The organism is Streptomyces violaceusniger Tu 4113 (genome assembly GCF_000147815.2).
GTDB lineage: Bacteria > Actinomycetota > Actinomycetes > Streptomycetales > Streptomycetaceae > Streptomyces > Streptomyces violaceusniger_A.
Map to the genome: position 1 here is coordinate 9084424 of NC_015957.1, position 12457 is coordinate 9096880.

Here is a 12457-nt window from a genome sequence, read left to right on the forward strand (position 1 = left end):
CCTGTGCTGACACGTTGAACGGCTCTCCACAGTAGGCCACGCTGAACTCGCTTGGTAGTGGAATCACTACAGAGAGGAGTGGCCGGTGGCCAGCAAGACCACGGCGTGCCAGAAAGGGTGCGCACTGTGCACCACCCCCGGCGACTTCGGGCCCCACACCCCCACCGAGCCACGCTCGGGCCTGTGCCCCGCGTGCGTCGCGGCCGGAAAGCCCACCCGCGACGGCCTCGAACAGGCCGTGGTGATCGTCGCCGGACAGACCCTCACGGGAGCCGAAACCCTCGACCTGGCCGATGCCACGCCCGAAGAACTGGCCTACCACCTCGGCGCGGTGAAACGAAGCCTGCGCAGCCTGCTCCAACTCCTCGCCCCCGTACCGGGAGGGGAGGACCGCTGATGGCCGACAACCAGCCTGACCGAGACGAACGGCCGAAGATGACGATGCGCGTCTACACCGTGGCGCGCAACGGCATCGTCACCACCCGGCGCGCGATGGTGACCGTCCTCGAGGGGAAGCAGAGCGACACCTACTCATTGGGACAAGCGTGGCCGCCATGCCAGTGCCCCCGCCATCGCGACCACAACAACCCCGGCCGATTCAGGCTCCTCTGAACACGACGACGGCCTGTTGGCACCCCTGTGGGGTGCCAACAGGCCGTCCGACCGTCCGTCAGGACAGCCAGTCCGCCACGGCCCGGGCCGTCGTCCCGGCGTGCTCCTCCATCATGGTGAAGTGGTTCCCCGGCACATCGAGCGCGGTGTGCGGGAGCTGCCAGTACGACCGCCAGTCGCCGTCGCGGGACCAGTCGAAGAGCCGCTCCCCGGCCCGGACCAGCAGCGTCGGCGTCTTGACCTCCTTGGGCCGCCACTGGCCGAACAGCCGGAAGTAGGCGCCCATGGCCAGCAGCCGGGTGTCGTCCACCGGCACCTGGCCGGCGCTGCGCTCGTCCATCCCGGCGCTCAGCCCGGGCTGGAGGGCCACGGCCGCGTCCCGGTCGTGCGAGTAGATGTCGAGCAGGACGACCGCGTCCGGGAAGACCCCGGTGCTCTCCAGCCGCGCGGCCACCTCATGGGCGAGCAGCCCGCCCGAGGAGTGGCCCAGCAGCACGAACGGCGCCCCGTCGGTCTCCCGCAGCACCGCCTCGGCCTGCGCCTCGATCACCGCCTCCGGGTTGGCCGGGAGCCGCTCCCCGGCGACGAAGCCGGGGTTGCCCAGCGCGAGGACGTCCCGGTGGCCGCGGAATCCGGCGGCGAACCGCGCGTACTGGTGCGGGCCGCCGATCGACAGGATCGAGGAGAAGCACACCAGCGCGGGCCCGGTCTCCCCGCGCGACAGCCGCACCAGCGCGGGCGCCTTGTCCAGCTCGGTGGCGCGTCCGAACGAGGGCCGGAACCGCGAGACGTCCATCAGCAGCCGGGTGAACTCCTCCTGCTTGCCGAGCTGTCCGGCCTCCCGCATCATCGCGCCGAACACGGCCGACGGCTCCGCGCCCGCCGCCTCCTCGCGCGCCGCGTCCGAGACCGCACCGCCCTCGGCGGCCACCGAACCGGCGAGCTGCGCGAGCAACTGCCGGCCGACCAGCTCGGGCGTCGGGTGGTCGAACAGCAGCGTCGGGGCCAGCCGCAGCCCGCTCGCGGCGTTCAGCCGGTTGCGCAGCTCGACGGCGGTCAGCGAGTCGAAACCCTGCTCCAGGAAGCCACGCGTGGCCCCCACCGCCTCCGCGTCCGGGAAGCCGAGGACCGCGGCGGCCTGGCCGCGGACCAGGTCCAGCACGGCCTTCTCGCGCTCCGCCTCGGCCAGCCCGGCCAGCCGCCGCGCCAGCGAGGGGCCGCCCGTGTCGGCCGCACCGGCGGCGACGGTACGCCGCCGGGCCGGAGCCCGGACCAGCCCGCGGAACACGGCGGGCAGCCCACCCTCGGCGGCCTGCTCGCGCAGCGGCGCGGTGTCCAGGTGCAGCGGTACGAGCACCGCCTCACCGCCGACCGTGCACGCCGTGTCGAACAGCTCCAGACCGTCCCGCGAGGACAGCGGCGCCATCCCGGAGCGCTCCATCCGGGCCACGTCCGCGTCCGCCATCCCGCCGGTCATCGCACTGCGCTGCTCCCACAGGCCCCAGGCCAGCGAGAGCGCGGGCAGTCCGGCGGAGCGGCGGTGCGCGGCCAGGGCGTCCAGGAAGGTGTTGGCCGCCGCGTAGTTGGCCTGGCCCGGCGCGCCGAAGGTACCGGCGGCGGACGAGAACAGTACGAACGCGGAGAGGTCAAGATCGCGGGTCAGCTCGTGCAGATTGTGCGCCGCGGCCACCTTCGGCCGGAAGACCGTGTCGATCCGGTCCGGGGTGAGCGTGGGCAGCAGCCCGTCGTCCAGCACACCCGCGGTGTGCACGACGGCGGTGAGCGGATGCTCCGGATCCACCTCGGCCAGCAGCATCGACAGCGCCTCGCGGTCGGCCACATCGCAGGCCGCGACGCTCACCCGGGCGCCCAGCGCGGTCAGTTCGCCGACCAGCTCGGGCATCCCCGGGGCGCGCTGTCCGCGGCGGCTGTTGAGCAGCAGCTGCCGCACCCCGCGCTCGGCCACCAGATGGCGGGCGAGCTGTCCGCCGAGGACACCGGTGGCGCCGGTGATCAGGACCGTGCCGTCCGGGTCGAATTCCGGGAGCCCCTGCGGCGCCCGGCCCTCGCTCTGCTGCTCCTCGTTCTGCTCCTGGGTGGCGACCCGGGCCAGCCGGGGCGCGTGCAGGGCGCCCGCGCGGACGGCGAGCTGCGGCTCCCCGCCGGTCACGGCCGCCGTCAGCAGATCGGCCGAGGTCTCCTCACCGTCCAGGTCGAGCAGCAGGAAACGGTCCGGGTTCTCGGTCTGGGCGGTGCGGATCAGGCCCCATACGGCCGACCGCGGCAGGTCGTGCACCTCGGCCTCCGGGGACGTGGCGACCGCGCGCCGGGTGACGAACGCCAGCCGCGCCCCGGCGAGGCCCTCCTCCGCGAGCCACGACAGCGCGCTGTCCAGCGCGGCGTGCGTGGCCAGCCGGGCGCCCTCCGCCACATCGCCGCCCCCGGCGGGGCCGGTGTGCGGGAGGAGGACGACGTCCGGCCGGGGGCTGCCCGAGGCCACCACGGCCGCGAGTTCGGCCAGGTCGGCGAAGACGGCGCAGTCGGCACCGGCGGACTCCAGCGCGGCGACGAGCCCGAGGGCGTCCGTGCCCTGCGCGGCGTCCTGGCCGGCGCTGTTCGCCGCGTCCAGGCCGGCGCTGTTCGCCGTGTCCAGGCCGGTGCTGTTCGCCGTGTCCAGGCCGGTGCTGTTCGCGGCATCCTGGCCGACCAGGGCCCAGCGGAGGGTCCCGGGCGCCGCCGAAGGCGCCGGGACCGGCGCCCACTCCAGCCGGAACAGCGAGTCGTGGTAGGTCACCTGGGCCGCGCGCAGTTGCTCCGGGGCGATACGCCGCAGCACCAGGGAGTCCACCGACGCGACCGCGCCGCCGTTCTCGTCCGCGACGGTGAGGGCCACCGTGTCCGGCCCGGCCGGGGCGATCCGTACGCGCAGCGCCGTGGCGCCCGCCGCGTGGAGGGTGACCCCGGTCCAGGAGAACGGCAGCCGGATCCCGTCGGCCTCGGCGCCCAGGAAGTCGCCGAGCGCGACCCCGTGCAGCGCGGCGTCCAGCAGCGCCGGATGCAGTCCGAACAGCGCGGCGTCGGCGTGCTGCCGCTGCTCCAGGCGCAGCTCGGCGAAGACCTCATCGCCGCGCCGCCAGGCGGCGTTGAGCCCCTGGAACGCCGGGCCGTAGCCTACGCCGCCCGCCGCGAACCGCTCGTAGAGGTCGTCCACGTCGAGGGCGACGGCCTCGGCGGGCGGCCATACGGACAGGTCGGCGCCGCCGTCCGTGGCGTCACCGGAGGCCAGGACACCGCCGGCGTGACGGATCCAGGGCTGGTCCGAGGCGTCGCCCCGGTCCGCGTCCGGCTCCGGGCGGGAGTAGACCTCCAGCGTCCGGCGGCCGCTCGCGTCGGGCGCGCCGACGGTCAGCCGGAGCTGGATCCCGCCCCGGCCGGGCAGGATCAGCGGCGCTTCGAGGGTCAGCTCCTCCAGCAGATCGCAGCCGACCTGGTCACCGGCGCGGATCGCCAGTTCCACGAAGGCCGTCCCCGGCAGCAGCGCGGTGCCGGACACGGCGTGGTCGGCGAGCCAGGGGTGGGTCTGGAGGGAGAGCCGCCCGGTGAGCAGGAAGCCGTCGGAGTCGGGCAGTTCGACGGCGGCGCCCAGCAGCGGATGCCCGGCGGCGCCAAGCCCGGCGGAGGCGACATCGCCCACCGCGAGCGGGACCTCGATCCAGTAGCGCTCGTGCTGGAAGGCGTACGTGGGCAGCTCGACGCGCTCCGCGCCCGTACCGTCGAACACCGCCTCCCAGTCCACGCCGACGCCACGTGTCCATGCCTCGCCAAGAGAGGCCCAGAAGCGGTCCACACCGCCCTCGTCACGGCGCAGCGAACCGATCGCGGCAGCCTCACGGCCCGCGCTCTCGGCGGTCTCCTGCACACCCATCGTGAGCACGGGGTGGGCGCTGGACTCGATGAAGGCACCGAAGCCCTCGTCCAGCAGACGGCGGACCGCACCCTCCAATTCGACGGTACGGCGGAGGTTGGTGAACCAGTACTCCGCGTCCAGCTCCGGACCCTCGACCCACTCCCCCGTCACCGTCGACAAGAACGGCACCTCGGCCGTCCTGGGCTCCACGGGAGCCAGCAACTCCAGCAGCTCCTCACGGAGCAACTCGACCTGCGCGGAGTGCGAGGCGTAATCCACCGGCACCCGGCGCGCCCGCACCTCATCGGCCTCACAGGAGGCCAACAGCTCGTCCAGCGCCTCCGGCTCACCCGAAACCACCGCCGAGGAGGGACCGTTGACGGCCGCGACGGAGATGCGCTCCTCGCCCCACGCCGCGATCCGCTCCCGTACATCCGCCACCGGCAGCGCCACCGACACCATGCCGCCCTCACCCGCCAGCACCCGGCCAATCGCCTGACTCCGCAACGCCACCACACGCGCCGCATCCTGAAGCGACAGGATTCCGGCCACACAGGCGGCGGCGATCTCACCCTGCGAGTGGCCGACCACAGCCGCCGGCCGAACCCCCAGCGAACGCCACAGCTCCGCGAGCGAAACCATCACCGCGAACAGCACCGGCTGAACCACGTCCACGCGCTCCAGCGACGGCGCACCCTCGGCGCCCCGCAGCACCTCCACCAACGACCAGTCGGTGAACTCCGCCAGCGCCGCGGCGCATTCGTGGATACGGGCCGCGAAGACGGGCGAGGCGTCCATCAGCCCCACCGCCATACCGGTCCACTGCGACCCCTGCCCCGGAAACACGAACGCCGTCCGGCCGGCCGTTCCGGTGCCCTGGACCAGCTCGGCCACCGCCTCGCCCCGGGCGAGCGCCGTCAGAGCGCGGATGAAGTCGTCGCGGTCCGTGCCGAGCAGCACCGCGCGCTGGTCGTGGACGGCGCGGGTGGTGGCCAGGGAGTAGCCGACGTCGGCCGGGCGCAGGCCCGGGTCCGTGTCGAGGTGTGCCAGCAGCCGCTCGGCCTGGGCGCCCAGCGCCGCCTCGCTCCTGCCGGACAGGATCCACGGCAGCACACCGGGCTCGGGCGGGGCGTCGGCGGGCGTGGGCCGCTCCGCCGGGGCCTGCTCGATGATGGTGTGCGCGTTGGTGCCGCTGATGCCGAACGAGGACACCGCGGCCCGGCGCGGACGGCCGGTCTCCGGCCACTCCACCTGCTCGGTGAGCAGCGACACCGCGCCCGCCGTCCAGTCCACGTGCGGCGAGGGCTCGTCCACATGCAGGGTCCTGGGCAGGACGCCGTGCTCGATGGCCTTGACCATCTTGATGATTCCGGCGACACCGGCCGCGGCCTGGGTGTGGCCGAAGTTGGACTTCACCGAGCCGAGCCAGAGCGGCTCGTCCTCGGTCCGCTCCTGGCCGTAGGTGGCCAGCAGTGCCTGGGCCTCGATCGGGTCGCCCAGCGTCGTACCGGTGCCGTGTGCTTCGACGACGTCCACCTCTGCGGCGGACAGCCGGGCGTTGGCGAGGGCCTGGCGGATGACGCGCTGCTGGGACGGGCCGTTGGGCGCGGTGAGGCCGTTGGAGGCGCCGTCCTGGTTGATGGCCGAGCCACGGACGATCGCCAGCACCGGATGGCCGTTCTTGCGGGCGTCCGACAGCCGCTCCACCAACAGCATGCCCACACCCTCGCCCCAGGCCGTACCGTCAGCGGCGGCGGCGAAGGGCTTGCAGCGGCCGTCGGTCGCGAGGCCGCGCTGCTTGCTGAAGGCCACGAAGGTGCCGGGGGTGGCCATCACGGTCACACCGCCCGCGAGCGCGAGCGAGCATTCGCCGCTGCGCAGCGCCTGCACCGCCATGTGCAGGGTGACCAGCGACGACGAGCACGCCGTGTCGACGGTGACCGCCGGGCCCTCAAGACCGAAGGTGTACGACACCCGGCCCGAGGCGACACTGCCGGAGCTGGCGGTGCCCATATAGCCCTCGAGGCCGTCGGGGGCGCGGTGCAGCAGGGTGCCGTAGTCGTTGTACATGACGCCGGTGTAGACACCGGTCCGGCTGCCGCGCACCGCCGCCGGGTCGATCCCGGCCCGCTCGAACGCCTCCCAGGACGTCTCCAGCAGCAGCCGCTGCTGCGGGTCCATGGCGAGCGCCTCACGCGGCGAGATCCCGAAGAAGACGGGGTCGAAGTGGTGGGCGTCGTGCAGGAATCCGCCGTTGCGGGCGTAGCTGGTGCCCTGCTGGTCGGGGTCGTCGTCGTAGAGCGACTCGATGTCCCAGCCGCGGTCGGTGGGCATGTCGGTGATGGCGTCCTCGCCATCCGTCACGAGCCGCCACAGGCCCTCGGGCGAGGTCACGCCGCCGGGGAAACGGCAGCTCATCGCCACGATGGCGATCGGCTCGTCGTCGCCTGCGGTGGCGGTGGCGACGGGTGCGGCGGCATCCTCCTGGCTGCCCTGTGCCTCGGCCCGCAGATACGCGGCGAGAGCGGCGGGGGTCGGGTAGTCGAAGATCAGCGTCGCGGGGAGCCGGACGCCACTGACCCCGGTCAGGCGGTTGCGCAGCTCGACGGCGGTGAGCGAGTCGAAGCCGACCTCGCTGAACGCGCGCTGCGGCTCGACCGCGTCGGGCCCGGCGTAGCCGAGCACGGCCGCCACCTGCGTACGGACCACGCCGAGGACGATCGCCTCGGCCTCGGCGTCGGACACCCCGGCGAGCTGCTGGGCGAGCGCGCCGGACCGCGCCGCGGCGGCGGCCTGGGCCGCGCGGCGGGGCGGGACGCGGACCAGACCGCGGAAGAGGGGCGGCAGCATTCCGGCGCTCGCCTGTGCGCGGAGCGCGGTCAGGTCGAGGGGCATCGGCACGAGGAGGGCCTCGTCGGCGGTGTCCGCGAGGTCGAACAGCTCGCGGCCCCGGTCGGCGGTGATGGCGGCGACGCCACCGCGCCGCAGCCGGTCCAACTCCGCCTCGTCCAGCTCCCCGGCCATGCCGCCGGACTCGGCCCACAGGCCCCACGCGAGGGAGGTGGCGGGCAGGCCCTGCGCGGTGCGGTGCTGGGCGAGGGCGTCCAGGAAGGCGTTGGCCGCCGCGTAGTTGCCCTGGCCCGCACCGCCGAAGACACCGGCGGCGGAGGAGAACAGGACGAACGCGGACAGGTCCGCGTCCTGGGTCAGCTCGTGGAGGTTCCACGCCGCGTCCACCTTCGGACGCGCCACGGTGGCCATGCGCTCGGGGGTGAGGGAGGCGATGACTCCGTCGTCCAGGACGCCTGCCGTGTGGATGACGGCGGTGAGGGGGTGGGCGGTGGGGATGGACGCGATGACCTCCGCGAGGGCGGTGCGGTCGGCCGCGTCGCAGGCGGCCCAGTGTGCTTCTGCGCCCAACCCGGTGAGTTCTGCGGCGAGTTCGGGTGCGCCCGGCGCCTGGTCACCTCGGCGGCTGAGCAGGAGGAGGTGGCGTACGCCGCGCTCGGTCACCATGTGCTTGGCGAACAGCATGCCGAGGGTGCCGGTGGCGCCCGTGATCAGGACCGTGCCATTCGGGTTCCACTCGGGCGCCTGGTTCTCCGCCGCCACGGCGGCCCGTGCCAGGCGCGGGGCCCGGACCTCGCCGTTGCGCACCGCGACTTCCTGTTCGCCGGATGCCACAGCGGTCGGCAGTGCGTCCAGCGAATCCGCGTGGCCGTCCACGTCCACGAGCAGGATTCGGCCCGGGTTCTCCGACTGGGCGGAGCGGATGAGGCCGCGGGCTGCGGCGTGGGCCAGGTCGGCGCCGGAGATGAGGACGACCAGGTAGGAGTCCGCGAAGCGGTCTTCGGCCAGGTAGGTCTGGAGGGTGGTGAGGGTTTGGGCGGTGGCTTGATGTGCGGCTTCGGTGGGGGTTTCCCCTATCCCGCCCCTTCCCGCAACCATGGGCTCCGCCCCTGGACCCCGGTCCTCAAGCGCCGGACGGGCTGGGTGTGCCGCGCCCGGGCCTTCAGGTGCCGCGCCCGTACGCCCTTCGGGCGTGTCCTCAATCGCCGGACGGGCTTGATTCGCCAGCGACACCACGATGTACTCCGGGGCCTTCCCCGCCGCCTCGGTCAGGGTGGCCAGGTCCGGGTAGATCTCAAGGCCCAGGGGATTGGGGCCCACCGCCACCCAGCCGTCCGTGGATACCGGGCCGGACGGTGTCGGGACCGGCGTCCAGTCCACGCGGAACAAGGCGTCTGCCGCCTTGCCGTCGGAGCGGTCTGTGCTCAGTTGGTCCGGGGAGACCGTGCGCAGTGCGAGGCGTTCCACCTCGGCCACCGGGGCGCCGGTGACGTCGGCGAGTTGCAGGGACACCGTGCCGTTTCCGGCCGGGGACAGCCGGACCCGTACGCTGTCCGCGCCCACCGAGTGGACGCGGACACCGGTCCAGGAGAAGGGCAGTCCGCCCTGGCCCGGGTTCTCGGTCAGGTCGCTGAGCCCGATGGTGTGCAGGACGGCGTCCAGCAGGGCCGGGTGCAGGCCGAAGACGGCGGCGCCGGGCTCGGCGTCCTCGGGGAGGGCGACCTCGGCGTAGACCTCGCCGTCGCCTCGCCAGGCGGCTCGCAGCCCCTGGAAGACGGGGCCGTAGCCGAAGCCCGCCTCGGCCAGGCCGTCGTAGAGGCCGTCAGTCTCGATGCGCTCGGTGCCCGCGGGCGGCCAGGCGCTCAGGTCGAACGTCGGGGCCGCGGGCGCGCTCTCCGCGAGCACACCGGTGGCGTGCCGCAGCCACGGCTCGTCGTCTCCGGCCTCGTCGGGGCGGGAGTGGAGGGCGAGGGTGCGGCGGCCGGTGTCGTCCTGGGCGCCCACGGCGATCTGGAGTCGGACCCCGCCCCGTTCGGGCAGGATCAGCGGGGCCTCCAGGGTGAGTTCCTCGACCAGGTCGCAGCCGGCCTGCTCACCGGCGCGCACGGCCAGTTCCACGAACGCGGTGCCGGGCAGCAGCACCGCGCCCATGACGGCGTGGTCGGCCAGCCACGGGTGGGTGTCCAGCGCAAGCCGCCCGGTGAACAGGAAGCCCTCCGCGTCGGCCAGGGACACGGCCGTGCCGAGCAGCGGGTGGTCGGCGGTGCCGAGGCCGAACGAGGTCACGTCGCCGTAGGCGGTGCCCGCGTCCAGCCAGTAGTGCTCGCGCTGGAAGGCGTAGGTGGGCAGTTCGACGCGCTCGGCGCCGGTCCCCGCGTAGTAGGCCTCCCAGTCGGGGGCCGTGCCCCGGGTGTGCAGGGTGGCCAGGGCGGTGGTCAGGGTCTCGGCCTCGGGGCGGTCCTTGCGCAGCGCGGCGGCGAACGCCACGTGCTCGGATTCGCCCGCCAGGCACTCCTGGCCGAGCGCGGACAGCACCCCGTCCGGGCCGAGCTCGAGGTAGGTGGTGACGCCCTGCGCCTCCATCGCGCGCATGCCGTCGAGGAAGCGCACGGCCTCGCGGACATGGCGGACCCAGAAGTCGGCGGTGGCGATGTCCGCGGCGGGCGCTGTGCCGCCGGTCAGGTTGGAGACCACCGGGATCTTCGGGGCCTCGTACGTCAGGCTCTCGGCGACCTTGCGGAACGCCTCCAGCATCGGGTCCATCAGCGGCGAGTGGAAGGCGTGGCTGACGGTGAGCCGCCTGGTCTTACGGCCCTGGGCCTCGAAGCCTTCCGCGATCTCCACGGCCGCGTCCTCGTCACCGGCGATGACGACCGACGTCGGGCCGTTGAGCGCGGCGATCGAGACGCGCTCGGTCAGCAGCGGCGTCACCTCGTCCTCGGACGCCTGGACGGCGATCATCGCGCCGCCGCCCGGCAGCCGCTGCATCAGCCGGCCCCGGGCCGCCACCAGCAGTGCGGCGGCGTCGAGCGAGAGCACCCCCGCGACATGGGCGGCGGCGATCTCGCCGATGGAGTGTCCGGAGACCACGTCCGGCTTCAGGCCCCACGACTCGACGAGGCGGAACAGCGCCACCTCGATGGCGAACAGCGCGGGCTGGGTGAAGCCGGTCCGGTCCAGCGCGGCGGCGTAGTCCCCGAACAGCACGTCCTTCAGGGGCCGTTCGAGGCGCGGGTCGAGTGCGGCGCACACCGCGTCGAACGCCTCGGCGAACGCCGGGTAGGTCGCGTACAGCTCGCGCCCCATGCCGAGCCGCTGGCTGCCCTGGCCGGTGAAGAGGAACGCCAGCTTGCCCCGGGTCTCCACGCCCTGGACCACCCCGGCGGCGGGCTCACCGGAGGCGAGCGCGGCGAGGCGGTCGAGGAAGGTCGCGCGGTCACCGGCGATGACGGCGGCCCGGTTCTCCAGGGCGGCGCGGGTGGTGGCCAGGGAGTGGCCGAGGGACACCGGGTCCAGCTCGGGGCGTTCGGCCACGTAGCTGTGGAGCCGGGCGGCCTGGGCGCGCAGGGCGTCCTCGCCCTTGGCGGAGACCAGCCACGGCAGCAGCGGGAGGTCGCGGGGCTCCGCCGTCTCCTCGACGGGGGCCTCCGCGGGGGCCTCGTCGGCCTCCTCGCCGTCGGTCGCCTCCTCTGCCACCGGCGCCTGCTCGATGATCAGGTGGGCGTTGGTGCCGCTGATGCCGAACGAGGACACGGCGGCGCGCCGCGGACGGTCGGTCTCCGGCCACGGCCGGCCCTCGGTCAGCAGCGAGACGGCCCCGGCCGACCAGTCGATATGCGGCGACGGCTCGTCGATGTGCAGCGACTTCGGCACATAGCCGTGCTCGATGGCCTTGACCATCTTGATGATCCCGGCGACACCGGCGGCGGCCTGGGTGTGGCCGACGTTGGACTTGATGGAGCCCAGCAGCAGCGGCCGCTCCTCGCTCTTCTCCTTGCCGTAGGTGGCCAGCAGCGCCTGCGCCTCGATCGGGTCGCCGAGTGTCGTGCCGGTGCCGTGTGCCTCGACCACGTCGATCTGGTCGGCGGTCAGCCGGGCGCTGGCGAGCGCCTGGCGGATGACGCGCTGCTGGGACGGGCCGTTGGGCGCCGTCAGGCCGTTGGACGCGCCGTCCTGGTTGATCGCGGAACCACGGACGACGGCCAGCACCCGGTGGCCGTGTCTGCGGGCGTCCGACAGCCGCTCCACCAGCAGCATGCCCGCGCCCTCGGACCAGCCGGTGCCGTCCGCCGACGCCGCGAAGGACTTGCAGCGGCCGTCGAAGGACAGCCCGCGCTGGCGGCTGAACTCGGTGAAGGTGCCGGGCGTCGACATCACGGTCACACCGCCCGCGAGCGCCAGTGAGCATTCGCCGTTGCGCAGCGCCTGCATGGCCAGATGCAGGGTCACCAGCGACGAGGAGCACGCCGTGTCGACGGTGAGCGCGGGGCCCTCCAGGCCGAAGGTGTACGCCACCCGGCCGGAGGCGATGCTGCTGGAGCCGCCGGTGCCGAGATAGCCCTCGACACCGGGCGGCACGGCGCGCAGCCGCGAGGCGTAGTCGTGGTACATGACGCCCGCGAAGACACCGGTACGGGTGCCGCGTACGGAGGTGGCGTCGATGCCCGCCCGCTCGAACACCTCCCAGGTGGTCTCCAGCAGCAGCCGCTGCTGGGGGTCCATCGCGAGGGCCTCGCGCGGATTGATGCCGAAGAACGCCGGGTCGAAGTAGTTGGCGTCGTGGAGGAAACCGCCCTCCCGGACATAGCTCGTGCCCGCGCCGTCCGGATTGTCGTCGAAGAGCCGCCCGATGTCCCAGCCGCGGTCGGTGGGGAACTCGGAAATGCCGTCCCCGCCCTCGGACACCAGCCGCCACAGGTCCTCGGGCGACTCGACGCCGCCCGGGTAGCGGCAGCTCATGCCGACGATCGCGATGGGCTCCTGGTCCTCCGACTCCACCTCCTGGAGGCGGCGGCGGGTCTCATGCAGGTCGGCGGTCACCCGCTTGAGAAAGTAGCGGAGCTTTTCCTCATTCATACGTGCGTTTCC

3 protein-coding genes are annotated in these 12457 nt (G+C 73.6%); 2 read left to right on the forward strand and 1 reads right to left on the reverse strand.

Translation table 11 applies throughout. The annotated features are described in order from the left end of the window. The first annotated feature begins 85 nt into the window (after positions 1 to 85). Positions 86 to 397 carry a hypothetical protein gene (locus STRVI_RS37515; protein ID WP_014060781.1) on the forward strand — a complete coding sequence of 104 codons (312 nt, stop codon included), beginning with the start codon at positions 86 to 88 and terminating at the stop codon, positions 395 to 397. Beyond that, entirely contained in the window at positions 397 to 612 is a 216-nt protein-coding gene (locus STRVI_RS37520) for a hypothetical protein (RefSeq protein ID WP_014060782.1), read from the forward strand. Before STRVI_RS37515 ends, STRVI_RS37520 begins: the two co-directional genes overlap by 1 nt. Positions 613 to 670: 58 nt before the next feature. Here STRVI_RS37520 and STRVI_RS37525 read toward each other — a convergent pair whose 3' ends face one another. Beyond that, positions 671 to 12445, reverse strand: coding sequence for a type I polyketide synthase (locus STRVI_RS37525; protein WP_014060783.1), 11775 nt, complete (start codon positions 12443 to 12445; stop codon positions 671 to 673). Positions 12446 to 12457 lie beyond the last annotated feature (12 nt).